Annotated in this window: 29 protein-coding genes; 6 read left to right on the top strand and 23 right to left on the bottom strand. The window is 65.3% G+C overall.

Annotation, left to right across the window (positions count from 1 at the left end):
• The 9 genes from BLW48_RS34215 to BLW48_RS34255 form a co-directional block, all read right to left on the bottom strand.
• On the bottom strand, positions 1 to 90 hold a 90-nt coding region (locus tag BLW48_RS34215), incomplete at its 3' end, for a GTP-binding protein (protein WP_038111923.1).
• Positions 91 to 209: 119 nt separating this feature from the next.
• Positions 210 to 2,309 (bottom strand): elongation factor G, encoded by a 2,100-nt coding sequence (gene fusA, locus BLW48_RS34220; protein WP_093058727.1) that lies wholly within the window; start codon positions 2,307 to 2,309, stop codon positions 210 to 212.
• A gap of 96 nt (positions 2,310 to 2,405) precedes the next feature.
• The gene (gene rpsG, locus BLW48_RS34225) at positions 2,406 to 2,879 is read right to left on the bottom strand and encodes a 30S ribosomal protein S7 (protein WP_013543947.1); all 474 of its coding nucleotides are present in this window, start codon (positions 2,877 to 2,879) and stop codon (positions 2,406 to 2,408) included.
• Positions 2,880 to 3,029: 150 nt separating this feature from the next.
• The gene (rpsL, locus tag BLW48_RS34230) at positions 3,030 to 3,407 is read right to left on the bottom strand and encodes a 30S ribosomal protein S12 (RefSeq protein WP_013543948.1); all 378 of its coding nucleotides are present in this window, start codon (positions 3,405 to 3,407) and stop codon (positions 3,030 to 3,032) included.
• 205 nt (positions 3,408 to 3,612) lie between these two features.
• A complete protein-coding gene (locus BLW48_RS34235; protein ID WP_093058726.1) occupies positions 3,613 to 4,782 on the bottom strand; it encodes a D-alanyl-D-alanine carboxypeptidase family protein in 1,170 nt (389 codons plus the stop codon).
• Positions 4,783 to 4,822: 40 nt separating this feature from the next.
• Positions 4,823 to 5,455 carry an alpha/beta hydrolase gene (locus tag BLW48_RS34240; protein ID WP_093058725.1) on the bottom strand — a complete coding sequence of 211 codons (633 nt, stop codon included), beginning with the start codon at positions 5,453 to 5,455 and terminating at the stop codon, positions 4,823 to 4,825.
• A 36-nt stretch (positions 5,456 to 5,491) separates the two neighbouring features.
• Positions 5,492 to 5,845, bottom strand: coding sequence for a (2Fe-2S) ferredoxin domain-containing protein (locus BLW48_RS34245; protein ID WP_093058724.1), 354 nt, complete (start codon positions 5,843 to 5,845; stop codon positions 5,492 to 5,494).
• A gap of 51 nt (positions 5,846 to 5,896) precedes the next feature.
• Entirely contained in the window at positions 5,897 to 7,024 is a 1,128-nt protein-coding gene (locus BLW48_RS34250) for a VanZ family protein (RefSeq protein ID WP_093058738.1), read from the bottom strand.
• Between the two features lie 14 nt (positions 7,025 to 7,038).
• Entirely contained in the window at positions 7,039 to 7,467 is a 429-nt protein-coding gene (locus BLW48_RS34255; RefSeq protein WP_056522085.1) for a CopD family protein, read from the bottom strand.
• Between the two features lie 340 nt (positions 7,468 to 7,807).
• On the opposite strand from BLW48_RS34255, the gene hemB reads away from it, so the two are divergent.
• Both hemB and BLW48_RS34265 read left to right on the top strand, forming a co-directional pair.
• Entirely contained in the window at positions 7,808 to 8,821 is a 1,014-nt protein-coding gene (gene hemB, locus BLW48_RS34260) for a porphobilinogen synthase (RefSeq protein WP_256331069.1), read from the top strand.
• Positions 8,822 to 8,831: 10 nt separating this feature from the next.
• The gene (locus tag BLW48_RS34265) at positions 8,832 to 9,983 is read left to right on the top strand and encodes a magnesium transporter CorA family protein (protein WP_093180127.1); all 1,152 of its coding nucleotides are present in this window, start codon (positions 8,832 to 8,834) and stop codon (positions 9,981 to 9,983) included.
• An 83-nt stretch (positions 9,984 to 10,066) separates the two neighbouring features.
• On the opposite strand, the gene BLW48_RS34270 is transcribed toward BLW48_RS34265, so the two are convergent.
• Together BLW48_RS34270 and BLW48_RS34275 are read right to left on the bottom strand one after the other, a co-directional pair.
• A complete protein-coding gene (locus BLW48_RS34270) occupies positions 10,067 to 10,435 on the bottom strand; it encodes a DUF4148 domain-containing protein (RefSeq protein WP_093058720.1) in 369 nt (122 codons plus the stop codon).
• A 219-nt stretch (positions 10,436 to 10,654) separates the two neighbouring features.
• Positions 10,655 to 10,993 (bottom strand): alpha/beta hydrolase, encoded by a 339-nt coding sequence (locus tag BLW48_RS34275; protein WP_093180128.1) that lies wholly within the window; start codon positions 10,991 to 10,993, stop codon positions 10,655 to 10,657.
• 133 nt (positions 10,994 to 11,126) lie between these two features.
• Between BLW48_RS34275 and BLW48_RS34280 the strand changes: the two genes are divergently transcribed.
• Positions 11,127 to 12,041, top strand: coding sequence for a LysR family transcriptional regulator (locus BLW48_RS34280; protein ID WP_093180130.1), 915 nt, complete (start codon positions 11,127 to 11,129; stop codon positions 12,039 to 12,041).
• 52 nt (positions 12,042 to 12,093) lie between these two features.
• Here the strand turns inward: BLW48_RS34280 and BLW48_RS34285 are convergent, their stop codons facing one another.
• Positions 12,094 to 12,777 carry a dienelactone hydrolase family protein gene (locus tag BLW48_RS34285; protein WP_093180131.1) on the bottom strand — a complete coding sequence of 228 codons (684 nt, stop codon included), beginning with the start codon at positions 12,775 to 12,777 and terminating at the stop codon, positions 12,094 to 12,096.
• 39 nt (positions 12,778 to 12,816) lie between these two features.
• The gene (locus BLW48_RS34290; RefSeq protein WP_093058716.1) at positions 12,817 to 13,422 is read right to left on the bottom strand and encodes a 2-hydroxychromene-2-carboxylate isomerase; all 606 of its coding nucleotides are present in this window, start codon (positions 13,420 to 13,422) and stop codon (positions 12,817 to 12,819) included.
• 72 nt (positions 13,423 to 13,494) lie between these two features.
• On the opposite strand from BLW48_RS34290, the gene BLW48_RS34295 reads away from it, so the two are divergent.
• Together BLW48_RS34295 and BLW48_RS34300 are read left to right on the top strand one after the other, a co-directional pair.
• Positions 13,495 to 14,241 carry an SDR family oxidoreductase gene (locus tag BLW48_RS34295; protein ID WP_093058715.1) on the top strand — a complete coding sequence of 249 codons (747 nt, stop codon included), beginning with the start codon at positions 13,495 to 13,497 and terminating at the stop codon, positions 14,239 to 14,241.
• A 2-nt stretch (positions 14,242 to 14,243) separates the two neighbouring features.
• Positions 14,244 to 14,897: a MarC family protein gene (locus BLW48_RS34300; protein WP_093058714.1), complete on the top strand. Its 654-nt coding sequence runs from the start codon at positions 14,244 to 14,246 to the stop codon at positions 14,895 to 14,897.
• 17 nt (positions 14,898 to 14,914) lie between these two features.
• Here BLW48_RS34300 and BLW48_RS34305 read toward each other — a convergent pair whose 3' ends face one another.
• The 10 genes from BLW48_RS34305 to purT form a co-directional block, all read right to left on the bottom strand.
• On the bottom strand, positions 14,915 to 15,376 hold the full coding sequence (locus tag BLW48_RS34305) for an EVE domain-containing protein (RefSeq protein WP_093180133.1): 462 nt from the start codon (positions 15,374 to 15,376) through the stop codon (positions 14,915 to 14,917).
• A 7-nt stretch (positions 15,377 to 15,383) separates the two neighbouring features.
• Complete coding sequence (locus BLW48_RS34310; RefSeq protein ID WP_093180134.1) at positions 15,384 to 16,547, bottom strand: ABC transporter substrate-binding protein; 1,164 nt, start codon at positions 16,545 to 16,547, stop codon at positions 15,384 to 15,386.
• 34 nt (positions 16,548 to 16,581) lie between these two features.
• Positions 16,582 to 18,438, bottom strand: coding sequence for an AMP-dependent synthetase/ligase (locus BLW48_RS34315; protein WP_093058711.1), 1,857 nt, complete (start codon positions 18,436 to 18,438; stop codon positions 16,582 to 16,584).
• A gap of 5 nt (positions 18,439 to 18,443) precedes the next feature.
• A complete protein-coding gene (locus BLW48_RS34320; protein ID WP_093058710.1) occupies positions 18,444 to 19,217 on the bottom strand; it encodes an ABC transporter ATP-binding protein in 774 nt (257 codons plus the stop codon).
• Between the two features lie 457 nt (positions 19,218 to 19,674).
• Positions 19,675 to 20,493, bottom strand: coding sequence for an ABC transporter ATP-binding protein (locus tag BLW48_RS34325; RefSeq protein WP_093180136.1), 819 nt, complete (start codon positions 20,491 to 20,493; stop codon positions 19,675 to 19,677).
• Positions 20,490 to 21,566 carry a branched-chain amino acid ABC transporter permease gene (locus tag BLW48_RS34330; protein ID WP_093180137.1) on the bottom strand — a complete coding sequence of 359 codons (1,077 nt, stop codon included), beginning with the start codon at positions 21,564 to 21,566 and terminating at the stop codon, positions 20,490 to 20,492. The genes BLW48_RS34325 and BLW48_RS34330 overlap by 4 nt, the downstream gene beginning before the upstream one ends.
• A gap of 7 nt (positions 21,567 to 21,573) precedes the next feature.
• Positions 21,574 to 22,449: a branched-chain amino acid ABC transporter permease gene (locus tag BLW48_RS34335; protein ID WP_093058707.1), complete on the bottom strand. Its 876-nt coding sequence runs from the start codon at positions 22,447 to 22,449 to the stop codon at positions 21,574 to 21,576.
• 18 nt (positions 22,450 to 22,467) lie between these two features.
• Positions 22,468 to 23,298, bottom strand: a complete 831-nt coding sequence (locus tag BLW48_RS34340) for a helix-turn-helix domain-containing protein (RefSeq protein ID WP_093180139.1) — start codon at positions 23,296 to 23,298, stop codon at positions 22,468 to 22,470.
• Between the two features lie 110 nt (positions 23,299 to 23,408).
• Positions 23,409 to 24,350, bottom strand: a complete 942-nt coding sequence (locus tag BLW48_RS34345) for an alpha/beta hydrolase (protein WP_093058706.1) — start codon at positions 24,348 to 24,350, stop codon at positions 23,409 to 23,411.
• A 63-nt stretch (positions 24,351 to 24,413) separates the two neighbouring features.
• Positions 24,414 to 25,628: a formate-dependent phosphoribosylglycinamide formyltransferase gene (gene purT, locus BLW48_RS34350; RefSeq protein WP_093180140.1), complete on the bottom strand. Its 1,215-nt coding sequence runs from the start codon at positions 25,626 to 25,628 to the stop codon at positions 24,414 to 24,416.
• 184 nt (positions 25,629 to 25,812) lie between these two features.
• Here purT and BLW48_RS34355 point away from each other — a divergent pair.
• Positions 25,813 to 26,288: 3-hydroxyacyl-CoA dehydrogenase NAD-binding domain-containing protein (locus BLW48_RS34355; protein WP_256331070.1), on the top strand; the 476-nt coding region annotated here is incomplete at its 3' end.

The following is a 26,288-nucleotide window of genomic DNA, read 5'->3' on the forward strand; positions in this document are numbered from 1 at the left end:
AGCCGTCAGCGTCGTCTTGCCGTGGTCAACGTGACCGATCGTGCCCACGTTCACGTGCGGCTTGGTGCGGGTGAATTTACCTTTTGCCATTTTTCAATCCTTGAAAGAGCAGTGCCCGTGATTGGGTTTTATGTCTGCACCGCATTGCTGGTTCCCTCGCCACGGGCAGCGAGGGGCACACGGTCGCAGACAGATTCGAAATTGAATACTTACTTGGCGCGGGCGGCCACGATGGCTTCGGCGACGTTACGGGGAGCTTCGGCGTAGTGCTTGAACTCCATCGTGTACGTTGCGCGGCCTTGCGACATCGAGCGCAGCGTGGTCGAGTAGCCGAACATTTCCGACAGCGGCACTTCGGCCTTGATGGCCTTGCCGCCACCGACCATGTCGTCCATGCCCTGCACCATGCCGCGGCGGGACGACAGGTCGCCCATCACGTTGCCGGCGTAGTCTTCAGGCGTTTCGACTTCCACGGCCATCATCGGCTCGAGGATCACGGGGTTGGCCTTGCGGGCGCCTTCCTTGAAGCCGAAGATCGCGGCCATCTTGAACGCCATTTCATTCGAGTCCACGTCGTGGTACGAACCGAAGTGCAGCGTGACCTTGACGTCCACGACGGGATAGCCCGCCAGCACGCCTTGCGTCAGCGCTTCCACGACGCCCTTTTCCACCGCGGGGATGTATTCGCGAGGAACCACACCGCCCTTGATGGCGTCGACGAACTCGAAGCCCTTGCCAGCCTCTTGCGGCTCGAGCTTCAGGATGACGTGACCGTACTGGCCCTTGCCGCCCGACTGGCGAACGAACTTGCCTTCGGCTTCTTCGACGGTCTTGCGGATCGTTTCGCGGTAAGCCACTTGCGGCTTGCCCACGTTGGCTTCCACGCCGAATTCGCGCTTCATGCGGTCCACGATGATTTCAAGGTGGAGCTCGCCCATGCCGGCGATGATGGTCTGGCCCGATTCTTCGTCGGTCTTGACGCGGAACGAGGGGTCTTCCTGAGCCAGGCGTTGCAGGGCGATGCCCATCTTTTCCTGGTCGGCCTTGGTCTTCGGCTCGACGGCCTGCGAGATCACCGATTCCGGGAACACCATGCGCTCGAGCGTCACGATCGCCGTCGGGTCGCACAGGGTTTCGCCCGTGGTGACTTCCTTCAGGCCCACGCAGGCAGCGATGTCGCCAGCGCGGATTTCGTTGACTTCTTCGCGGTTATTGGCGTGCATCTGCACGATACGGCCGATACGTTCCTTCTTGCCGCGAACCGGGTTGTAGACGCTGTCGCCCTTGGTCAGCACGCCGGAGTAGACGCGCACGAAGGTCAACTGGCCCACGAACGGGTCGGTCATCAGCTTGAATGCCAGGGCCGAGAACTTCTCGTTGTCGTCAGCCTTGCGGATGACAGGCGCTTCGTCTTCGTCCAGGCCGTTGACCGGGGGAATGTCGGTCGGTGCGGGCATGTATTCGACGACGGCGTCGAGCATGGCTTGCACGCCCTTGTTCTTGAAGGCCGAGCCGCACAGCATCGGCTGGATTTCGCCGGCGATGGTGCGCTGGCGAATGGCCTTCTTGATTTCTTCCTCGCTCAGCTCGCCGCCTTCGAGGTACTTGTTCATCAGCTCTTCGCTGGCTTCAGCAGCCGCTTCGACGAGCTTTTCGCGGTATTCGTTGCAGACATCGACCAGGTTGGCGGGGATCTCGCCGTACTGGAACGTCACGCCCTTATCTTCGTCCCAGATGATCGCCTTCATCTTCACGAGGTCGACGATGCCCTGGAAGTGCTCTTCGGCACCGATCGGGATCTGGATCACGACGGGGTTGGCCTTCAGGCGGTCCACCATCATCTGGCGCACGCGCAGGAAGTCGGCGCCGGTGCGGTCCATCTTGTTGACGAACGCGAGACGCGGAACCTTGTACTTGTTGGCCTGGCGCCAGACGGTTTCCGACTGGGGCTGCACGCCGCCGACGGCGTCGTACACCATGACAGCGCCGTCCAGCACGCGCATCGAGCGCTCGACTTCAATGGTGAAGTCCACGTGGCCGGGGGTGTCGATGATGTTGATGCGGTGTTCGTCGAACTTGCCAGCCATGCCCTTCCAGAAGCAGGTGGTGGCAGCGGACGTGATCGTGATACCGCGCTCTTGCTCTTGCTCCATCCAGTCCATCGTGGCGGCGCCGTCGTGCACTTCACCGATCTTGTGGTTCACACCGGTGTAGAACAGGATACGTTCGGTCGTCGTGGTCTTGCCAGCGTCGATGTGCGCGGAGATGCCGATGTTGCGGTAGCGCTCGATGGGGGTCTTGCGGGACATGATTTACTTTCGGGTTGAAATGCGTTGAGCGCTGGGCCCCGAGCACGGGCACAACGCCCGACACTCAGCACCCAACGCCCAAGCGAAGTTTGATTTTTAGAAGCGGAAGTGGCTGAACGCCCGGTTGGCTTCCGCCATGCGGTGCACTTCGTCGCGCTTCTTCATGGCGCCGCCACGACCTTCCGTGGCTTCCATGAGTTCGTTGGCCAGACGCAGGGCCATCGACTTTTCACCGCGCTTGCGGGCAGCTTCCTTGATCCAGCGCATCGACAGGGCGAGGCGACGGACAGGACGGACTTCGACCGGCACTTGATAGTTCGCACCGCCAACGCGGCGCGACTTCACTTCGACCATCGGCTTCACGTTGTTGATGGCAACGGTGAAAGCTTCGAGGGGGTCCTTGTCCGGGTTCTTCTTTTCGATGAAGTCGAGAGCACCGTAAATGATGCGCTCGGCGATCGCCTTCTTGCCGCCTTCCATGATCACGTTCATGAATTTGGACAGCTCGACATTGCCGTACTTGGGATCCGGCAGGATTTCACGTTTGGGGACTTCGCGACGACGTGGCATTTTTCTAACCTCTTTGCTTCAGTTGGCACCGTTTCCGGCACCGCGAGAGCCAGTCAGGACTCTCACTTACTCGACCCGACAGTGGGTCACTTCGTTCGATGTGCCCGCCAAGGCAACCGAACACCGTTTGTTTTTTGACGACAGGAAGGCTTAGGCCTTCTTGGGACGCTTCGCGCCGTACTTGGAACGCGACTGCTTGCGGTCTTTCACGCCTTGCAGGTCGAGCGAACCGCGCACGATGTGGTAACGCACACCGGGCAAGTCCTTGACACGACCGCCGCGAACCAGCACGACGCTGTGTTCCTGCAGGTTGTGGCCTTCGCCGCCGATGTAGGAGATGACTTCGAAGCCATTGGTCAGACGGACCTTGGCAACTTTACGAAGCGCCGAGTTGGGCTTCTTTGGCGTCGTGGTGTAGACGCGGGTGCAGACACCGCGACGTTGCGGCGAGTTCTGCATGGCAGGGCTCTTCGAATTGATCTTTTCGACCGTTCGACCCTGACGCACCAGTTGATTGATGGTTGGCATGAATGAATTAGTCCCAAAACAACCCGGCCCTGGTTGCAAAACCGCCCTTGGTCCTTGACGTGACGCAAGGCAAGGAAGCCGGGAATAACGAAAACGTGAAACCCTTCGGAAATTTCCGAAAAGCCCACGAGTATAGCAAACGAGTCTGAAACGGCAAGGTCAGCCGTGGCGGACGACCGCCAACCGCCTTGTCACCCCTTCGGATTTACTTGATCCAGAGCCGCACGGCATCCCATGCGCGGCCGAATATCCCTGCCTGCTCGACGGCTTCCAGGGCGACCAGGGGCACGTCGGCGACCGGCTGGTCGTCCAGGGTGACCTTGAGCGAACCGACGGCCTGGTACTTGGTGAACGGCGCCACCAGCGGATCGGGGCGCGACACCTGCGTCTTGATCTTGCTGGCGGTGCCGGCGGGCACCGCGACCACGATGGCTTCCGGGCGGCCCAGCTTCAGCGTGTTCGCCTTGCCCTTCCAGACGGCCGGGGTGGCGGCCGGCTGGCCGGCGTCGAACAGGCGAACGGCGTCGTAGGCCGTGTAACCCCAGTTCAGCAGCTTCTGCGACTCGTTGGCGCGCACGGTCTCGCCCGTGGTTCCCAGCACGATCGACAGCAGGCGGCGGCCGCCGGTCAGGTTGGGGAAGTCGCGCTTGGCGGTGGCGATCATGCAGTAGCCGGCCGCCTCGGTGTGCCCGGTCTTCAGGCCGTCGACGGTCGGGTCGCGGAACAGCAGCAGGTTGCGATTGGTGTCGTTGGTCGACGGGGTGCCCGGGTAGCGGTACTTCTTGATCGCGTAGTACTTGGCTTCCTCGGGGAAGTCGCGCACCAGGCGGGTCGCCAGAATGCTCAGGTCGCGGGCCGTGGTGGTGTGGCCGGGCGCCGTCAGGCCTTCGGGGTTCTTGTAGCTCGTGTTCTTCATGCCCAGCGCCTTGGCCTGGGCATTCATCATCTCGACGAAGTGCTCCACCGTGCCGCCCACGCCTTCGGCCAGCGCCACCGTGGCGTCGTTGCCCGACTGCACGATCAGGCCCTTGATCAGGTCTTCCACCGGCACCTGCATCTTGGGGTCGATGAACATGCGCGAACCGGGCATCTTCCAGGCGCGCGGGCTGACCGGCAGCGTCTGGGTCAGCGTGATCTTCTTGGTGCGCAGCGCATCGAACACCAGGTAGGCGGACATCAGCTTCGTGAGCGAAGCCGGCTCGACCGGGCTGTCGATGTCCTTCTGGGCCAGGATCTGGTTCGCGGTCACGTCGAGCAGCAGGTAGCTGCGCGCGGCGATTTCAGGCGGAGCCGGCACCTGGGCGGCAGCGATCAGGCTGACGGATGCGGCGGCGGTAAAGACCAGCGCGCGGAGCGCGCCAAGAAAACGATTCATGGGGAGTTTGGAAAGAGACGAAAACAAGCCTGCGAGGCTTTCAAGCGATGTCCGCGCGCAGATGGCGGACCACGAGACTTTTGAGCAGCGGCAATTGTCCGTGAAAGAAGTGGCCGCCCCCGGGGACGACTGTGACAGGAAGTGACTGCGGCCGCGCCCAGTCCATCACGGCGGACAGCGGCACGGTGTCGTCGGCTTCGCCATGAACCACCAGCATGCGCTCGTGCGCCTCGGCCGGCAGCGTGGCCACGGTGTTGCGCGCGGCGGCCGTACCTACCAGCACGATCTGGCGGATGTCGCGTTCGGTCCAGAGCTTTGCGGCGGCACCGGTCGCAACGAACGCGCCGAAGGAAAATCCGGCGATCGCCAGCGGCCCCTCGGGCGCGAGCTGACCGACGACATTCAGCATGTCTTCCAGCTCGCCACGCCCTTCGTCGTGCACGCCTTCGCTGGCGCCCACGCCGCGGAAGTTGAAACGCACCGTGGTCCACCCGCTGGCGACGAATGCGCGTGCCAGCGTCTGCACCACCTTGTTGTCCATCGTGCCGCCGAACAGCGGATGCGGATGGGCGATTACTGCGATACCGCGCGGGGTGCCGGCAGGCTGGTCGCGCTGAACCTCGATTGCGCCGGCGGCGCCCTGGAGGCTGATCTTTTCGGTCTGGGAATTCATTGGCGCAAGGTACGAGCGGAGGGTCGGCGGAAAAGTTCAGCGTCCGACATCGGGAGGCAGCAGCAGCCGCTCGACGACCTGGCCGTTCTTCAAGTGCGACTCGACGATCTCGTCGATGTCATCGCCATCGACGAAGGTGTACCAGACGGCCTCGGGGTACACCACCGCCACCGGCCCGCCGGCGCAGCGGTCGAGGCAGCCGGCCTTGTTGACGCGCACCTTGCCGGGCCCGGATAGCCCCGCCTCCTTGACCTTCGCCTTGCAGCGGTCGAAGCCTTCCTGCGCGTTGTGCATGGAGCAGGAGTCTTCGCCGTTCTTGCGCTCGTTGAGGCAGAAGAAGATGTGGCGGCCGTAATAGCCGGACGGCGCGGCAGGGGAGGAGCTGGGCATCGGCAGATTTTAGTGACCGCCCCTTGGCCCCGTGTCGATACCTTCAAACGTTCAGACCGTCGCAGCGGCATTGGGCCGGCCCCGGCGCGACAGAGCGACCACCACATACGCCAGTACCGCGAAGGGCCAGGTCCAGCCCAGCCACTGCGCCAGCCCGTGGAAGCGGATGAAGCGCCCCTGCTCCCAGGTGGCCAGCGTCTGCGCGAAGTACGCGCTCTCGGGCGCCTGGTTCAGCAGGCTCAGCTGCAGCACGAGCCCCACCAGCAGCAGCGCCGCACACAAGCGGCGCGGCGCGAACAGCAACAGCACGCCAGCAAAGAACGCCGCGGCCATGCCGACCTGCACAGGCAGGCCCAGCCACGCCCATGCGTGCTCGGGCCCATAGCTCAATGCCGCTGACAGCGCCGAGGCCGCGATGCCGGCCAGCAGCGTCAGCGGCAGCAGCACCGCGCGCTGGACCACGGAGCGCGCCACCAGATAGCCCAACAGGCACGGCACCAGCGCGCCGAGCATCACGCACAGCAGTTCCACCGCCGGCACCAGCGGTTCGAGCTCGAACTGCCGCAGCGGCAGCCAGTCGATGAAGGGTGTGTCGAGCAGCCATTCGGAGATCGCCACTTCGAGCCGCTCGAACACCTGCCCCAGCCCGAAAGTGACGGCCGCCGGGAACAGCAGCGCAAAAGGCCACAGCGCGAGCAGCACCAGCGCGCCGCGCGAGTCCTCGGTGAACCACTGCGAACGCGCGCGGCTCCAGTGCGCAACCGCGCCCAGCCGCTCCAGCCCCGCCGCCAGCACGGCACCAAGAACGGCACCCGTCGTGTTGAACCCCAGGTCCACGTTGGAGGGAATGCGCGCGGGCAGGTAGCTCTGCAGCGTCTCCATGGCGAACGAGATTGCCGCTCCCGCCACGGTGGCGCGCAGCACCGCATGCCAGACGCTGGTGGCCGGGCGCGTGCGCAGCACCGCCAGGGCGCACAGGAAGCCGAAGGGCACGTAGCCCACCACATTGATGGCGAAATCGAAGCCCGTCCAGTACTTGGGCCAGGGCGCCGACAAGTAAGCCCACGGCGCGATCCCCTGGTCGCGCCAGTCGGCGAACGGATAGAGACTGGCGTAGACGATCAGCGCCGCGTACGCGAGCGCCAGGGGGAGCGCGGCGGACTTGTGCGGCCTCTCCACCGTGTGCACCGGGCTCAGAACGGCTTGACGACCACCAGGATCACGATGCCCAGCAGCAGCAGCACCGGCAGCTCGTTGAACCAGCGGAACCAGCGGTCGTTGCGCCGGTTCTCGCCCGCCACGAAACGGCGCAGCAGCACGCCGCAGCCGTGGTGATAGCCGATGGCCACCAGCACCAGCGCCAGCTTGGCGTGCATCCACCCGTTGCCCGGGCCGCGCCCGATGCCATAACCCAGCCAGAGCCACAGGCCGAAGCCGAGCGCGGGAACCGCCAGGAAAGTCGTGAATCGCATGAGCTTGCGTGCCATCAACAGCAGCCGCTCCCGCTCGGCCACCGACTCGGGCGGCACCATCGCCAGATTGACGAAGATCCGGGGCAGGTAGAACAACCCCGCGAACCAGCTTGCAATGAAGACGATGTGAAGAGATTTGACCCAGAGCATGGCGGCAGTTTAGTGGCGCCCCTCTCGCCGACCCCTCTTTTGCGGCGATGCCCCTGTACGACGGGCAAAAAAAAGCCCGACGTCTTCACGTCGGGCTGGGAAGCCCTTTTGCTGTCACACATCAAGGCACCCGCTCAGGGAGGAAAAGCGGGGAGCGGCAAGCCGCCCGCTTCAGAATTTAACAAAGACGAAACAAGGTTTCAAGCGACTGAGGCACTTTCTTTGACATTTGAAGCAAAAATTTGAGTACCTTGGTTCTACGAATTTCCGTAGTTGTCAGACAACTGGACACTCGGAGAGAAGGTCTGTGAAAGATCGCTTCAGGCACAATTTTGTATATATGACGTCATCATCTTCCCCTCTGGCCATGTTCCCCGCCGGGCGGCCGCGGCGCCTGCGCCGCGACGCTTTCACCCGCAATCTGGTACGAGAACACGCACTGACGGTCAACGACCTGATCTATCCGGTGTTCGTTCAGGAAGGCGAGAAACGTCGCGATGCCGTCCCCTCGATGCCTGGCGTGGACCGCCTGAGCCTCGACCTGTTGCTGCCCGTGGCCGAGCAGTGCGTGGCGGCCGGCATCCCGGTGATGGCGCTGTTCCCGGTGATCGACGCCAGCCTCAAGACACCCGACGGCCGCGAAGCCTTCAACCCCGACGGGCTGATTCCCCGCGTGGTGGCCGCCCTCAAGGCGCGCTTCCCCGAGCTGGGCGTGATGACCGACGTTGCCCTCGACCCCTACACCAGCCACGGCCAGGACGGCCTGCTCGACGACGCCGGCTACATCCTCAACGACGCGACCGTCGAAGTGCTTGTGAAGCAGGCGCTCACACAATCGCAGGCCGGCGTGGACATTGTGGCGCCGAGCGACATGATGGACGGCCGCATCGGCGCCATCCGCACCGCGCTCGAAGCCCGCGGCGACATTCACACGCGCATCATGGCCTACAGCGCCAAGTACGCCAGCGCCTTCTACGGCCCCTTCCGCGACGCCGTGGGCTCGGCCGCCACGCTCGGCAAGAGCAACAAGAAGGTCTACCAGATGGACCCTGGCAACAGCGACGAGGCCCTGCGCGAAGTCGCCATCGACATCGCCGAAGGCGCCGACATGGTGATGGTGAAGCCCGGCATGCCCTACCTCGACATCGTGCGCCGCGTGAAGGACCAGTTTCATGTGCCGACCTTCGCCTACCAAGTGAGCGGCGAGTACGCGATGCTCAAGGCCGCCGCCCAGAACGGCTGGCTCGACCACGACGCCGTGGTGCTCGAAAGCCTGCTGGCCTTCAAGCGCGCCGGCGCCGATGGCGTGCTGACCTATTTCGCGCTCGACGCCGCGCGGCTGCTGCAGAAGTAACAGCGCCGGCATGCGCATCTTCGAAATCAACCGCTCGCAGGTCAGCGAGCACGCCGCGCTGGCACCGCTGACCGTGCCGGGCGCGTGCGGCACCGGAGGCTACCTCTGGATCTCGCTCACACGCGAGGAATTCCGGGCCTCGCTGGCCGAGGTGCAGCAGATCCTGCAGACGCTGTGCCTCACGCAACTGGTCGACCTGCACGTGGCCGACCTGCTCAACGACCAGTTGCCCTCCCACTACGACTACACCTCGCAATACGACGTGCTGGTGTTCCGGCGACTGGCCAACGGACAGGGCCAGGCGGCGCTGGGCAACGGCAAGGGCAATGGCAGCGAGGCCCCGCCCCTGCCCCGCAGCGGCCCGCCCGTGCTGCGCCGCGTCGACACCCGCCCGGTGGGCTTTGCGGTGTTCGATCGCGTGCTGCTGTCGGTGCACCCGGAAGACGGCGCGGTGCGTGACGCCTTCGCCACGCGCCTGCTGGCGGCCGCCTCGCCCGACGACCGCGGCGCCCCCGCGCTCGACGTGCGCGCCACCTCGGCCCGCCTGCCGACCAGCCCTTCGGACCTGATGCTGCGCGTTATCAACCAGATCGTCGACGGCTACCTCGACCTGCGGCGCGAACTCACCAAGCAGCTCGATCACTGGCAGACCGAGCTGATCGACCCGCGCAGCCGCTTCACCAACTGGGGTGCGCTGATGGAGGCACGCCAGTCGCTGCATCACCTGGACGAGATCTGCGAAGACCAGCGCGCCGCCATGCAGGACTGGATCGACTCGCTTGAAACGCTCCCCGTGCCCAAGGGCGAGACGGAGCAGCGCGAGCGCGAACTCATCATGATCCGCAGCCGCGACGTGCTCGAGCACATCGAGCGCGTGGTGCACCACGTGCACCGACTGGAGCAGAACGCCGAGACTGCAGTGCAGATGCACTTCAGCGTCCAGGGCCACCGCGCCAACGACATCATGCGGGTGCTGACGGTGCTCACCGCCGTGTTCCTGCCGCTGAACCTCATCGCGGGCATCTTCGGCATGAACTTCGAATTCATCCCGCTGGTGCACAAGGCAGACGGCTTCTGGATCGCGATGACGTCGATGCTGGTCATCGCGGTGATGCTGGTGCTGATCTTCTGGCGCAAGCGCTATCTCGCGCGTACGCGCTGATCCCGGGATCGCCAACCAAAGAAAAAGGGCCACGCTTTCGCGTGGCCCTTTTGCATTTCGACGGCCCCGAGGGACCGCTTCAATTACTTGGCGACAGCGCCCGAACCTTGCTCGGCCTGAACGCGAGCGTCCATCGGGTTTTGCATGGTCGAGATAACGCGGCTGTTGACGCGCGAGCCGCCAGTCACGTTCTGGTCGGGAGCGTAGGAGGTGCGAACGGCTTCGGCTTGGACGATTGCGCGGTCCTTCGACACGGCAACCGTTTCCGGGCCGCGCGAACCGCGGGTCACGTTCTGGTTCGGAGCCGATGCGGCGCGCACGGCTTCGGCGTTGACTTCATCACGGCTCTTGGTCGAGACGGCGGTGTTCACGCCTTGGTACGTTTCGGCTTGGGCGCCAACGGCAGCCAGCAGGGTCAGGGCGGCAGCGGCGAGGATTTGCGAGGTCTTCATATTCAGTTCTCCTAGGATGTTCGTTGGATGGTTCGTCCACCAGGCTTGCTGGTTCGCTTGCCTGTGCGGCGAGTTTCCGGGCGAACTGCCGTGCCAAAACACTCTGTTCAGAGACACGGTGTTTCCTCTATTGAAACAATGCCGACATCAAGGCATGCCAGCAGAAAAAAGCCGGGCCCGGTTTGCACCGGCCCGGCCTTGCAGGAGAAGACTTCCGGCTTATCGCTGCGAGGCTTGGAACTGCGGCGGCACTTCGCTGTTGACGAAGGCGCGGCGGTCCAGGTTCTGGTTCGGCGCGTGGGCGGCAGCCACGGCCTGGGCGCGGACCGACGCCCGGTCGAGCGAACTCGGCCGCGAGACCAGCGGCGCCGCCACGACGTCGCCGTAGACATTGCCACCGCGCGCCGCAGCATCGGCGCCGGCCACCACATCGCTGCGACTGGTGACGGCCCTGAGCGGCTGCACCGGCTCGAAGCCCTGTTGGGCACCCTGCGCCTGCGCGCCGGAGGCGGCGAGCAGCAACAGGACGGCAGCGGCAATGATGTTCGGGGTCTTCATTTCAGTTCCTTCCAACGGTCCAACTGGGCTGGCGACGTCGGCGAGTAACCGAAGTGTCGCCCAAGCTGGTTAGGAAAAACCCGGGAGAATCGAACCATCGCGTTCCCAAAACGGAAACAATGGACTCATTCACATGGACAGTCTCGATCTGATCAGAACCTTCCGGGAAGTCGCCTCGCACGGCAGTTTTTCCCAGGCAGCCAAGAGGCTCGACATGTCGAAGGCCACTGTCAGCAAGTATGTGGCCGAGCTGGAAACCCGCTTCGGCGTGCGTCTTCTCAACCGCTCCACCCGTTCCGTGAGCCTCACCGATGCCGGCCAGCTGCTGCTGGACCGCAGCACCCCGATGCTAGAGATGGTCGAACTGACCCAGTCCGAGCTGCAGGACCGCGCCAGCCAGCCCGGCGGGCGGCTGCGCATCTCGGCCCCGCACGGCATGGGCAGCGGCGAGTTTCCGAACCTGCTGGCCGACTTCATGCGCTACTACCCCGACGTGACGATCAGCCTGCAGCTGACCAACCGGGCCGTCGACCTCGCCGAGGAAGGCATCGACGTCGAACTGCGCAGCGGCCCCATCGAGGACGCGAACCTGATCGTGCGCAAGCTGCGGCTCATGAACATGGTGGTCTGCGCCTCGCCGGTCTACTGGAAGAAGCACGGCAAGCCCGAGCATCCGCGCGACCTGTCGGGCCACGACGCGCTCACGTTCTCGGCGCAGGGCCAGCAGCCGGCGTGGCGCTTCGACGACAACGGCACGCCAATCGACGTACCGGTGAAAAGCCGCATGGACTGCACCGAAGGCGCGCCGCTGATCCGCGTGGCCATGCATGGATTCGGCGTGATCTACCTGCCGTCGATCCTCGTGCAATCACACCTCGACCACGGCGAGCTGGTGCCCGTGCTGCAGGATTACGCGCGCAAGGACGTGTGGCTGTCGGCCGCCTACCTGCAGCGGCGCCACAACAGCGCTGCATTGCGCGCGCTGCTCGACTTCCTTCAGACCCGGGTCGGCCCGGGCGCCACGGCACGCAAGCCGAGCCATTCATGAAATGAAAAAACCCGGCAGTGCCGGGTTTTTTCATTGGAGGACGAACGCAGGCTCAGGCGAGATGCTTCGCGAAGAACGCCAGCGTGCGCTCGCGCGCCAGCTTGGCCGCGTCGGCGTTGTACGAGCCGCGCTGGTCGCAGTTGAAACCGTGGCCGACCGGATACACATGCACTTCCACCTCCGGATGCGCCTTCTTGAACGACTCGATGGTGTCCAGCGGAATCCAGTGATCCTGGTTACCGAAGTGCGCGAGCACCGGCACCTTGGGCTGACGCGCCGTTTCTTCCGGCGAGGTCATGCCGCCGCCGTAGTAAGGCGCGGCAGCAGCTAGGCCCGGCAGCAGCGCCGCCGAGCGCCACACCAGCAGGCCGCCCCAGCAGTAGCCCACGATGCCGACCTTGCCAGCCTTCGACGCGTAGGCGATCGACGCCTCGATGTCCTGCAGCACGCCCGGCGCCGGCAGCGCCTCGACAGCGGTCTTCAGGCCGAAGCCGTTCTTCATGTCGTCGTCCGAGTAGCCCAGTTCCACGTCCGGCTTGACGCGCTGGAAGGTCGACGGCGCCACGGCCAGGTAGCCCTCGCCCGCATAGCCGTCGGCCACCGAGCGGATGTGCGAGTTCACGCCAAAGATTTCCTGCACCACGACCACCGCGCCGCGCGGCTTGCCCGCCGGTTCGGCCACGTAGGCGGGGAAGGTGAAGCCGTCCTTGGCCTTGAGATCGATGAATTGACCCATGTTGTCTTGCTCCTTGATGGCAAATAAGTAAGTGCCGGGTTATGGGCGCAGCGCCCGTTCGACGAAGTCGAGACGGTCCTGCCCCCAGAAAATTTCGCCGTCGATCACGTAGCTGGGCGCACCGAACACCTGGATGTCGATGGCCTCCTGCGTGTAGGCCTCGTAGCGCTCCTGGACCGCCTGGCTCAGCGACTGCTCGCCACGTTTGGGCGACAGCCCGCACTCGACGATCAGCGAATCGAGCACCTTCGGGTCGCCGATGTTGCGCTCCTGCACCCACACGGCCGCGAACACCGCCTCGCACATGCGCATGGCAGCCTCGGTGCCGTCGTGCATGTCGACCGCGATGATGACCCGCGCCGCGTCGTCGCTGGCCACCGGGAAGAACTTCGGCTTGACGTTCAGCGGCAGGCCGAGATAGCTCGAATAGCGCGCGAGGTCGACCAGCCGGTAGGCCTGCCGCTGCGGCGCGCGCTTGCCCAGCGGCAACCCGCCGGACACAGGAAACACGCTGCCCATGTCGATGGGCCGCACGCGCACCGTGGCGCCTGCGGCCGCAGCAATCGCCGCAAAGCGGGAATGCCCCAGATAGGTCCACGGGCTCTGTGGCGCAAAGTAGTAGTCAATCGTCTTGCTGGTGCTCATGCGCGTGCCCCAATGATGTAATCCAAGCCGACGGTTTTAACTGACACGCAGTTTCTCTGCAGGAGGTAGGTTTTGGACCAGGTGCTCTTGATCACGGGCGGCGGCCGCGGCATCGGCGCCGCCACCGCCCTGCTCGCCGCGCAGCGCGGCTATGCGGTGGCCGTCAACTACGCCAGCAATTCGCTGGCCGCCGACGAGGTGGTGCGCACCATCCGCGCAAACGGCGGTGCCGCCATGGCGGTGCAGGCCGATGTGGGCGACGAGGCGCAGGTGCTAGCCATGTTCCAGAAGGTCGACGCGAGGTTCGGCCGTCTCACGGCGCTGGTCAACAACGCCGGCGTGGTCGACGTGCAGGCGCGCGTCGCCGACATGAGCGTGGCGCGGCTGGAGCGCATGTTCCGCATCAACGTGATCGGCAGCTTCATCTGCGCGCGCGAGGCCGTGCGACGCATGAGCACCAAGTACGGCGGCACGGGCGGCGCCATCGTCAATATTTCCAGCGGCGCCGCGCGGCTTGGTTCGCCCGACCAGTACGTCGACTACGCCGCCAGCAAGGGCGCCATCGACACCTTCACCATCGGCCTGGCCAAGGAAGTGGCCGCCGAAGGCATCCGCGTCAACGCGGTGCGCCCCGGCCTGATCGACACCGAGATCCACGCCTCCGGCGGCATGCCCGACCGCGCCTCCGACCTCGCGCCCACCGTGCCCATGCAGCGCACCGGCAGCGCCGACGAGATCGCCGGCGCCATCCTGTGGCTGCTCTCGCCCGAGGCCAGCTACACCACCATGGCCCTGCTCGACGTCACCGGAGGTCGCTGACCATGAGCACCTCCATGGACCTGATCAAGCCGCTGGTGACGCTGGTGGCCATCGTCAACCCGCTGGCCATCGTGCCCTTCTTCATCCACTACACGCAGGGCTACAGCGACGCGCAGCGCCGCCACACGGTGCGCATGTCGGCCTTCAGCGCGTTCGTGGTCATCGCGGTGAGCGCGCTGCTGGGCCTGCAGCTGCTGTCCTTCTTCGGCATTTCCATCGCGAGCTTCCAGGTTGGCGGCGGCCTGCTGCTGCTCATGAGCTCTCTGTCGATGCTCAACGCCCAACCGGCCGAGAGCAAGACCAACGTCGAGGAGCTGCGCGCCACCGAGGTGAAGGCGTCGATGGGCGCGTCGATCGCGGTGGTGCCGCTCACCATTCCGCTGCTCACCGGCCCGGCCACCATCTCCACCGTGGTCATCTACGCCGACAAGGCGCAGCACCTGTGGGAGCTTGCAATTCTGGTGGGCTATGGCGTGGTGGTGGCGCTGGCCACCGCCCTGGCCTTCTCGCTCGCGCAGCCGATCGCGCGTGTGCTCGGCAAGACCGGCATCAACATCATGACGCGGCTGATGGGGTTGATCCTCGCCGCGCTCGCGGTCGAGGTGATGGCCGACGGCCTGGGCAAGCTGTTCCCGATCCTGAACAAGATCGGCTGAGCATCAAGCCAGCCGGCTCAGGCCAGCATCTTCTCGATGATCTTCCAGTGCGCCGGCTCCACCGGCGTGATCGACAGCCGGTTGCCCTTGCGCAGCACGATCAGCTCGGCCAATTCGGGCCTGGCGCGCAGCTCTGGCAACGCAAGCAGCCGCGTCTTGCGCACCGCCTGCACGTCCACCAGCAGCCAGCGCGGATCGTCCTTCTTCGAGCCTGCGTCGTAGTAGGGCGACTTCGCGTCGAACTGCGTCGGATCGGGCTTGATGCCCGAGGCCACTCGCGCAATGCCGGCAATGCCCGGCTCCGGGCAGCTCGAGTGATAGAACAGCACGCCGTCGCCGACCTTCATGCCGTCGCGCATGAAGTTGCGTGCCTGATAGTTGCGCACGCCGGTCCACGCCACAGTGGCGCCGGGTGCGGCGAGTGCATCGTCGATCGAGACCTCGTCGGGCTCGGATTTCATCAACCAGTAATTGGGCATGGTCCCGTCATGGTGTCACATAGTCGGAGACCACGACCCACTTGCCGTCTTTGATCTGCGACAGGCGTGACTGGTCGTTGCCCAGGCGCTTGATGGCCGTGTAGCTGCTCTTCGGGCTGCCGAACATGTCGGGCTCGAAGGTCATGCTGTCCATGGCCTTGATGAAGCTGTCGGTCGTGAGGTTCGGGCCGGCCTTGGTCGCCGCCTTGATGAACGAATCGATGATCACGTAGCCGTACACCGAGAACACCGTCGGGTCTTCGTTGAACTTGGTCTTGTACTTGTTGGCCCAGAAGCGCAGCGGCTGCGACTGCTCGTCCGTGTAGGGGTTCTGCACCGTCATGGTGGCGTAGACGCCGTCCATCGCCTTGCCGCCCAGCTTGTGGATCAGGTCGGTGTAGGACGCGCTCGAACCCAGGAAGGTCGGGTTGAAGCCGGTCTTGCGCGACTCGCCCACGGTGCCGATGGTCTCGCGGATGATGGTGCCGAGCACCACGAGGTCGCAGTTGGCTGCCTTCATCTTCGCGACCTGCGAGCTGAAGTCGGTGGCGCCGCGCTTGAACGAGGTTTTCTCGGCCAGCTCCATGTTCGCGGCCTTCAGGCCCGCCTCTGCGCCGCGCTGCACCTCGAGCCCGAACTCGTCGTCCTGGTAGATGGTGCAGACCTTCTTGGCGCCCTTGTCCTTGATCATCTTCGGCAGGGCCAGGCGGATCTGGTCGTAGTAGGTGGCCGCGAACGAATACTTCAGCCGGTTCAGCGGCTCGTACATTTCGCGCGCCGCGGTAATGGGCATGAAGTTGACGACGTTCTTGTCGAACTGCACCGGCATCGCCGCCATGTTCTGCGCCGTGCCGATGTGGCCGGCCATGATGAAGATCTTTTCCTGGTTCACCAGCTTCTGCGCAGCCAGCACCGCCTTCTTCGGGTCGTATCCCGAGTCTTCGACGAACAGCTTGAGCTTGCGGCCGTTGAGGCTGCCCTGCTCGTTGAGTTCGTCCACCCGCAGCTGCATGCCGTTGCGCGCCTGCTTGCCGAAGCCCGCGAGCGGACCCGACAGGTCCTGGATGGTGCCGATGCGGATCTCGTCCTTGCTCACGCCCTGCTGCTGAGCGGACGCAAGCGTCGCGATCAGGCCCAACACGGCCAGCGTCGTCAGTGTCTTGAGCTTCATGCGGTTGTCTCCTCGGGTTGACGAAAAAAACGAATCACCGGTACATGGCTTCTATGCGCTCGGCGTACTTGGTCTGCACCAGCTTGCGCTTGAGCTTCATCGTGGGCGTGAGCTCCTCGTCCTCGGCGCTGAGCTGCGTTTCGAGCAGAAAGAACTTCTTGATCTGCTCGACACGCGCGAACCTGGCGTTGACGCGATCGATCTCGCCCTGGATCAAATCCTGCACTTCCTTCGTGCGCGTCAGGCTTTCGTAGTTGCTGAACGGCACGTCGTGGTCCTGCGCAAACTTCTCGACGTTCTCCTGGTCGATCATGACGATCACCGTGAGGTAGGGCTTCTTGTCGCCGATGACCACGGCATCGGTGATGTAGAGGCTGAACTTGAGCTCGTTCTCCAGCTCGCTCGGCGTCACGTTCTTCCCACCCGCCGTGATGATGATGTCTTTCATCCGGTCGGTGATGCGGAAATACCCGTCCTCGTCCATCACGCCCACGTCGCCGGTGTGCAGCCAGCCTTCGGCGTCGATGGTCTCGGCGGTCTTCTCGGGCAGGTTGAGGTAACCCATGAAGACATTGGGGCCGCGCACCAGGATTTCGCTGGTGGCAGCGTCGATGCGCACCTCGTTGTAGCCCGTGGCCGGCCCGATCGAGCCCGGCTTGATGCGCGTGGCCGGCACGGCGGTAGAAGCGCCGCACGACTCCGTCATGCCCCACACCTCCAGCATCGGCACGCCGAGCGCGAGGTACCACTTGACCAGCTCGGGCGAAATGGGCGCCGCGCCCGTCACCAGGAAGCGCGACCGGTGAATGCCGATGAGCTTGCGCGCGTTGTCCAGCGCCAGCACGCGCGCCAGCCTGAACTTGAACTTCAGCACCGGGCCGACGTCTTCGCCCGCCAGCACGCGATTGGCGATCTCCTCGCCCACGCCAATGCTCCACTTGTAGGCCGCCTGCTGCAGCGGGCTGGCTTCCTTCAGAGCGATCATCACGCCCGAATAGAACTTCTCCCACACGCGCGGCACTGCCGTGAACACGGTGGGCGCGATCTCGCGCACGTTCTCGGGCACCGTCTCGGGGTTCTCGACAAAGTTGAGGATCGAGCCGGTATACATCGCGAAGTACTCGCCGCCCATGCGCTCTGCGATGTGGCACAGCGGCAGGAAGCACATGCGCTCGTCCCTCTCGTCCTGCGCGATGAGCGTGTTGTAGCCGCGCGCGGTGTACACGAGCCCCGCATGGCTGTGCATCGCGCCCTTGGGCTTGCCGGTGGTGCCCGAGGTGTAGACGAGGATGGCCAGGTCTTCGGGCCGGCAGGCAGCCACGGTGCGCTCGACCGCCTGCGGGTCGGCGGCCAGGTGCGCGCGGCCGAGGGTGCGCAGCGCGTCGAGGCTCATCACCGCCGCATCGTCGAGATCGCGCAGGCCTTCCATGTCGAACACGATCACGCAGCGCAGGCCCGGCAGGCCGGCGCGCACTTCGAGCGCCTTGTCGAGTTGCTCGTCGTCTTCAACGAAGAGCACGGTGGTGCGCGAGTCTTCGCAGAGGTAGTGCACCTGCGAAGCCGCGTCGGTCGGATAGATGCCGTTGGACACACCACCGCAGCTGAGCACAGCCAGGTCGGCGAGCACCCATTCGATGACGGTGTTCGACAAAATCGACGCGCACTCGCCCGGCGCAAAGCCGATGGCCTGGAGCCCGGCCGCGATCTCGCGCACCGCGTCGGCCGTCTGGTGCCAGCTCCAGCTGCGCCAGATGCCCAGCTCCTTCTGCCGCATCCAGATGTTGTCGCCGCGCTGCTTCACGGCATTCCAGAACATCGCGGGAATGGTGTCGCCGGGCACGACGATGTCGAGCCGGGGTTCGAATGTGTTGAGTTCCCAGAGTCCTTGCATGGTGGCTACCTCCAGGTCTTTTTCTTTTTCCAGCGCCGCTCGCCGCGCACGCCGTCGTCCTTCACGCCGAGGTAGAACTCCTTGATGTCTTCCTTCTCCCTCAGGCGTTCGCAGGAGTCTTCCATCACGATGCGGCCGTTCTCGAGCACGTAGCCATGGTCGGCCGCGTTGAGCGCCATGTTGGCGTTCTGCTCGACCAGCAAGATCGTGGTGCCGCGCTCGCGGTTGATGCGCACGACGATCTCGAAGATCTCCTTCGTCAGCTTCGGGCTCAGGCCGAGGCTGGGCTCGTCCAGAAGAATGAGATGCGGCGCGGCCATGATCGCGCGCGAGATGGCCAGCATCTGTTGCTGGCCACCCGACAGCAGGCCCGCGTCCTGCGTGGCCCGTTCGCGCAGGATGGGGAAGTAGGTGTAGACCGTCTCCATGTCGCGCGCCACGCCGTCGCGGTCCTTGCGGGTGTAGGCGCCCATCAGCAGGTTGTCCTTCACCGACAGCAGCGGAAACACTTCGCGGCCTTCGGGCACGTGGCTCAGGCCCTGCTGCACGATGTAGGCCGGGTCTTTGGCGGTGATGTCCTTGCCCTGGAATTCGATGCTGCCTTTTCTCGGGTCGATGATTCCGGAGATCGTCTTCAGGATGGTTGTCTTGCCTGCGCCGTTCGAGCCCAGGACGGTTGCTATCTCGCCCTGCCTTACTTTCAGGCTCACGCCTCTTATTGCCTTGATGGGGCCGTAGGCGCTCTCTACGTTGAGGAGCTGGAGTACGGCGTCGCTCATTTTTTCGCCCCTTCGGCCGGGGAGCGGCGTTGGAGCCCCTGTCCCCCGCGGGCCGACGTCACCGGCCCTTCGGGCTTCCCTGCGCTGCTCACGACGGGCGGGGTCTCGCAGAACTCGCTTCGCTCAAACAGCTGCGAGCCCTGATCCGCCCGTCGCTGCGCTGCTCGGCGGTGCCTCAACGGCCCGCGGGGGACAGGGGCCCCAACGCCGTGGGCACGCTCAGTGCACTTCCACCTCCGGCCAAGCCCGGTGTGCGGTGCGGTGTGGGCGCCCCCTCTGTGCCGCTGAGGAGCGCAGCTTTCCGCGGACAAGGGCCCGCCCTTGTTTGAGCGAAGCGAGTTTGGGCGGGACCCCGCGGAAGGCGAGCACCGCAAGGGAGCCCGAAGGGCCGGCATAGTGGGGGCGACCGCGCCGCACCGCATACTGGGCGCCCCCAAGGAGGTAGCGAACGAAGCACTCATACCGCCGCCCTCCTCAAACTGCTCACGTCATCCACGGTCCCCAGATAAGCCTCGACAACACGCGGATCAGCCTGCACCTCGCGAGGCGACCCAGTGGCCAGCACTTCGCCCATGTTCATAGCGAGCACGCGATCAGACACTTTGGAAACAAGCGACATGTCATGCTCGACCATCAAGACAGACACCCCCAGCTCATGCTGAATGTCCTGAATCCAGAACGCCATATCCGCAGTCTCTTCAACATTGAGGCCTGAAGACGGCTCATCGAGCAGCAGCAACTTCGGCTCCGTGCACAACGCACGCGCCAGCTCCACCACCTTGCGAACGCCGTAGGGCAGCCCCGCCACCATCGAATCGCGGTGATGCTGAAGATCCAGCAGCTCGATCACCTGCTCCGCCTTCTCGCGCGCAGCAATCTCCGCGCGCCGGGTAGCGGGCGTGAAGAACACCTCGCTCCAGAACCCCGTCTGCCGGTGCGTGTGGCGACCGATCAGCAGGTTGTGCAGCACCGTCGCATGCTCGAACAACTCGATGTTCTGGAAAGTACGCGCGATGCCCAGCGCAGCAATCGCATGTGGCGCCTGCTGCGTCAGCGCAATCGGGCCGCCCTCCTCTCCATGCCACGTGATCTCGCCCGTGGTCGGCGTGTAGATGCGGCTGATCAGGTTGAACACCGTCGTCTTGCCCGCGCCGTTCGGTCCGATCAGCGTGAACACCTCGCCCCGCCGCACGTCGAAGCTCACCTTGTTGACCGCCAGCACACCGCCGAAGCGCACGCTCAGCTCTTTCGCGGAGAGAAGAATGTCGCCGTTCATCGCAACCGGTCCGACTTGGTGAACGACTTCTGCCGCTTGAACAGCCCCTTGCGGTAGAACGGAAACAGCTGCAGCCAGGTGCGGATCTTCAGCCAGCGTCCGTACAGCCCCAGCGGCTCGAACAGCACGAAGGCGATCAGCACCACGCCATAAACCAGCCCCTGCAACCCCGGCGCCTGACCGATGACCGCCGGCAGCCAGTCCTTGCCAATGGAGATCAGCTGCGGCATCGCGATCAGGAAGATCGCCCCCAGGAACGCGCCGTGCACCGAACCGAGCCCGCCGATCACCACCATCAGCAGCAGGTCGATGGACTGCAGGATGCTGAACTGGTCCGGCGAGATGAAGCTGAGCTTGTGCGCATACAACGCCCCGCCCAGCCCCGCGAGCGCGGCCGAGATCGCGAACGACATCGTCTTGTAGCGCGCGAGGTGAATGCCCATGCTCTGCGCCGAAATTTCCGAATCACGAATCGCGACGAAGGCCCGCCCCGTCGGCGAGCGCAGCAGGTTCAGGATGCCCAGCGTGCTCAGCACCGCCACCACCAGGCACAGAAAGTAGAACCCGTCGCCCGATCCCAGCGACCAGCCGAAGAGCTGCGGCGACTTCACGTGCAGCCCCGCATTGCCGCCCGTCACGCTCTCCCACCGCGCGAACACTTCCTCGACGATGAAGCCGAACGACAGCGTCGCAATGCCGAGGTAGATGCCCTTCACGCGCAACGCCGGCAACGCGACCACCACGCCCACCGCCGCCGACAACGCAGCAGCAGCCACCAGCGCCAGCGGAAATGGCACGCCGAGATTCGTCAGCACGCCCTGCGTGTACGCACCCGTGCCGAGGAACGCCGCATGCCCGATGGAAAACTGCCCCGTGAAGCCGGCCAGCAGCATCAGCCCCAACCCGACGATGCCGTAGATCAGCACGAAGGTCAGCTGCGCCAGCCAGTACTCGTCGATGACCCAAGGCGCAACGATGAGGAACGCAATGAGCAAGCCATACCAGAACACATGCCCACCGTGGCGCGCGAGGCGGATGTCCTGGTCATAGCTGGTCTTGAAGATGAAGCGCATATGAGACTTACACCTTCTTGCGCAGCTTCTCGCCGAACAGACCGTTCGGCTTGATCATGAGCATCAGCAGCACCACGATGTACGGCGCCGTGTCCTTGAAACCGTCGGGCAAGTAGAAGCCCGCGAACGACTCGACGATGCCGATCACCAGTCCGCCGACGATGGCACCCGGCAGGCTGCCGAAGCCCCCCACCACCGCCGCCGGAAAAGCCTTCAGCCCGATGAAGCCCATGTTCGCGTGCACGAAGGTGATGGGCGCCAGCAGCATGCCCGCAATGGCCGCGACCGCTGCCGCGAGCCCCCACACCAGCCCATTGAGCCGCTTCACCGGAATGCCCATGTAGTAGGCCGCCAGCTGGTTCTGCGACGAGGCCTGCATCGCGATGCCCAGCTTGCTGTAGCGGAACATCGCGAACAGCAGCCCGCACAGGATGGCCGTGGCGATGATGATCGCCAGCTGCTCCAGGTTGACCACCAGCTCGCCCAGCTTCCAGATCTGGTCCTTGTAGGGCACGGCCAGCGTGTGGGTTTCGGTGCCGATGCCCGGCACCATGGTGATGAGCCCCCGCGCCACGTAGGCGATGCCGATGGTCAGCATCACGATGGAGAACTGCGGCTGCCCGAGGATGGGCCGTATCACCACCAGTTCGAGCAGCACACCGAAGGCCGCCATCGCCACCACCGCGAAGATCGCCGCGAGCCAGAACGGCATGCCGAACAGCGACATGCCGGCGAACGCGCCGAAGGCACCGAGCATCATCAGATCGCCCTGCGCGAAGCTCACCGTCTCGGTGGCCTTGTAGATCAGCACGAAGCCCAGCGCGATCAGGCCGTAGATGCAACCTTGCGCAATGCCCGACAGCAGGAGTTGAAGGATCTGCATGGGGCCCCTGCGCCGCGCCTACTGCCTGAAGCCGCCGGCCGCGTCGTGCAGCGCAAGGCGGCGCGAGCCGGCCACGATGTCGCTGGGCTTGAGGCCGTAGACCTGGCGGATCGAATGGCTGAAGTGCGTCGAGTCGGGGTAGCCGGTGTCGAGCGCGATGTCGGTCAGTGTGCTGCCCTGTTGCACGTAGCGCAGCAGGCTGCGCGCACGCTTCCATGCGCGGAAGGCGCGAAAGGCCATGCCCGTTTCCTGCTTGAACAAGTGCAGGAAGCGCGAGAAAGACAGGTGCACCGAGGCGGCGCACTCCTCGGCCGACATCGGCGTCGCGGGGTCGGCGTTGATGGCGTCGGCCACCTTGCGGATGCGCGCATCGAGCGCGCGCGGCGCCAGCGCTTCGCCGAAGAACATCGCATCGAAGTCGAATCCCTCGAAGCTCATGCCGCGCGCCGAGGCCGCCAGCAGGTGCGCATGGGCCTCTCGCAAGCGCTGCACGAAGGCCGGCGCCTCGACCGGGCCGCAGTGCTGCAAAAAGGCCGGCATGCGCGCGGGATCGACCGACTCCGACTCGATCAGCAGGTTGAAGATCAGCGGGTGCGTGCTCTCCACCTGGTGCAGCACGTGCGGCGGCACCACGATGAATTCACCGGTCATCCACGCCCCGCCGCCGATGCGGATGCGGTTGGGCGGCGCGCCGGCGGGCGACACGTACACGCCGTGCCCGCCCATCGTGCGCTCGGCGGCGGCGCCGAGCAGGCCGGCATAGAACACGCGATGCGGCGTGAGCCACATCAGGCGTTCCCCCTGCCGTGCGGCGCCGCGCTCGGGCGGCGTCGTCCTCGTTCGCTGCATGGTGTTTGTCTCCTGCATCGGTGGACTGCCACTGCGGGGTGGCGTCTTTGTTGGCTGGATCGTAGCGGCGCGAGCCACCTGCGCGATATCGATTTGCGCGGGGACTTTCCCTAGGCCGGTGCCAGTGCGCGGCGCAGTTCGGCAGCGCAGAGCGCCACTGCGGTGTTGGCCTCGTCGAGCACCTTGCCCATGGGCACGAAGCCATGGATCTGGCGCTCGAAGCACACGTACATGGCGCGGTTGCCCGCGGCCGTGAGCGCCTCCGCATAGGCCAGCCCTTCGTCGCGCAGCGGGTCGTAGCCGGCGGTGAGCACCAGCGCGGGCGGCAGCTTCGACAGGTCGGTGTGCAACAGCGGCGAGGCGCGCCAGTCGAGGTCGTGTGCCGGGTCGGTGATGTAGTGGTCGTGGAAGTAGCGGATGGTGTCTGCCGTCAGCAGATAGCCCTGGCCGTTCGTCTGGTGCGAGGCATGGCCGCGCCGCATGTCGGTGGCCGGGTAGATCAGCAACTGGAAGGCAATGGGCAGGTCGCCAGCATCGCGCGCGGCGATCGACACCACCGCCGCAAGGTTGCCGCCGGCGCTGTCGCCACCGACTGCGAGCCGGCTCGCATCGAGCCCCAGCGCCGCGGCCTCGCGGCGCACCCACCGGGTGGCGGCCAGCACGTCGTCGACCGCGGCGGGAAAGCGGTGCTCCGGGCCCATGCGGTAGTCGACCGCGACCACCGCACAGCCTGCGCCGTTGGCCAGCTCGCGGCACAACACGTCGTGCGTGTCGAGGTCGCCGATGACCCAGCCACCGCCGTGGTAGTACACCAGCACCGGCAGCGGGCCTGCGCCAGAGCCGAGCGGCCGGTAGAGCCGCACCGGGATGGTGCCGTGCGGGCCGTCGGCGGCCAGGTCGCGCACCTCGGCCACTTCGGCCGGCAGCGGCTGCGTGGCGACGCGGCGTTCACGGTAGAAGGTCCGCGCGTCGGCGGGCGACAGGGTGTGCGTCGGCGGAATGCCGCGCGCCTCGATGAAGTCGAGCAAGGCGCGAGCCTGGGGGTGCAGCATGGTGTCTCCGGTGGAACCACTCGACCATGCCCGCGCCGTTGCGGCGCGGCTTGCGAAAACTGGCTATGCCTTGCGCGGCTTCACGCGCGAGGCGGCTTCCTTGGCGAGCTTGCGGGCCGTGTCGGTGTCGGCCGCGTGCACCAGCGCCACGCCCATGCGGCGCTTCAGGAAGCTCTCGGGCTTGCCGAACAGGCGGATGTCGCTGCCAGGCACCTGCAGCGCCTCGGCCACGCCGTCGAAGGCGATGCCGGTGGCGTCCACGCCGCCGTAGATCACCGCGCTGGCACCCGGGCTCTTGAGCGTGGTGTCGACCGGCAGGCCGAGGATGGCGCGCGCATGCAGCTCGAACTCGTTCTGCCACTGCGTGGCCATGGTGACCATGCCGGTGTCGTGTGGGCGCGGGCTGACTTCGCTGAACCAGACTTCGTCGCCCTTCACGAACAGCTCGACGCCGAACAGGCCCTGGCCACCCAGGTCGGCCGTCACGGCCTGCGCGATCTGCTGTGCCTTCTGCAGGGCGGCGGGGGCCATGGGGTGCGGCTGCCAGCTTTCCACGTAGTCGCCGCTCACCTGCACGTGGCCGATGGGGTCGCAGAACTTCGTTTCCACGGCGCCGGCGGCGTCCTTGGCGCGCACGGTCAGCAGCGTGATCTCGTAGTCGAAGTCGATGAAGCCCTCGACGATCACGCGGCCATGGCTCACGCGGCCGCCGGCCATGGCGTAGTCCCAGGCCTTCTGCACGTCGGCGGGGCCGTCGATCTTGCTCTGGCCCTTGCCGGAGCTGCTCATCACGGGCTTGACGATGCAGGGGTAGCCAATACCTTTCCCGTCCGCGCCGTCGATGGCCGCCTGCAGCTCGGCCAGCGAGTCGCAGAACTTGTAGGGGCTGGTCGGCACGCCCAGCGTCTCGGCGGCCAGGCGGCGGATGCCTTCTCGGTCCATCGTCAGGCGGGCAGCGCGGGCCGTGGGAATCACGCGCACCACGCCGGCGTCTTCGAGCTGCTGCAGCATGGGCGTGGCGATGGCCTCGATCTCCGGCACCACCAGCGTGGGCTTCTCGGCCTCGATCAGCGCTTTCAGCTGCTCGGGGTCGCTCATGGTGATGGTGCGCGCGTGGTGCGCCACCTGCTGGCCGGGGGCGTTCTCATAGCGGTCGACGGCAATGGTCTCGACGCCGAGGCGCTGCAGGGCGATCAGCACCTCCTTGCCTAGTTCGCCGGAGCCCAGGAGCATCACGCGGGTTGCAGAGGGGGAAAGGGGGGTGCCGAGGGTGGTCATGGTCGGAGGGTCGAAAAGAGCGGGAAAACGAGCAGGGAAAAGCAACCGCCGCACTGTAAGCCACCGGCGGGCCGCCGGTGTCGCACACGGCAACGGCGCGGCTGCGGGGCTGCTTCACAATCGATGTTTTGCCGTGGCGCCAGCTGCGTGCACCCCCTTTTTGTTTTCTTCAAGGAGTTCTCTCATGGCTATCCAGACTGTCGGCATCATCGGTGCCGGAACGATGGGCAACGGCATCGCGCAGGCCTGCGCGGTGGCCGGCGTGAAGGTGGTGATGGTCGACATCGCCCAGGCGGCGGTCGACAAGGGCCTGGCCACCGTGTCGGGCAGCCTCGACCGCCTGATCAAGAAAGAAAAGCTCACCACCGAGCAGAAGACCGCCGCGCTGGCGCTGATCCAGGGCTCGACCAACTACGAAGACCTGAAGAGCGCGCAGCTGGTGATCGAGGCCGCCACCGAGAACCACGCGCTCAAGCTCAAGATCCTCAAGCAGGTCGACGACATGCTGGCGCCCGAGGTGATCATCGCGTCGAACACCTCGTCAATCTCGATCACGCAACTGGCGGCCGCCACCTCGCGCCCCGACCGCTTCATCGGCATGCACTTCTTCAACCCGGTGCCGATGATGGCGCTGGTGGAGCTGATCCGCGGCTACCTCAC

Origin of the sequence: Variovorax sp. YR266, assembly GCF_900107295.1 — a bacterium.
Lineage (GTDB): Bacteria > Pseudomonadota > Gammaproteobacteria > Burkholderiales > Burkholderiaceae_C > Variovorax.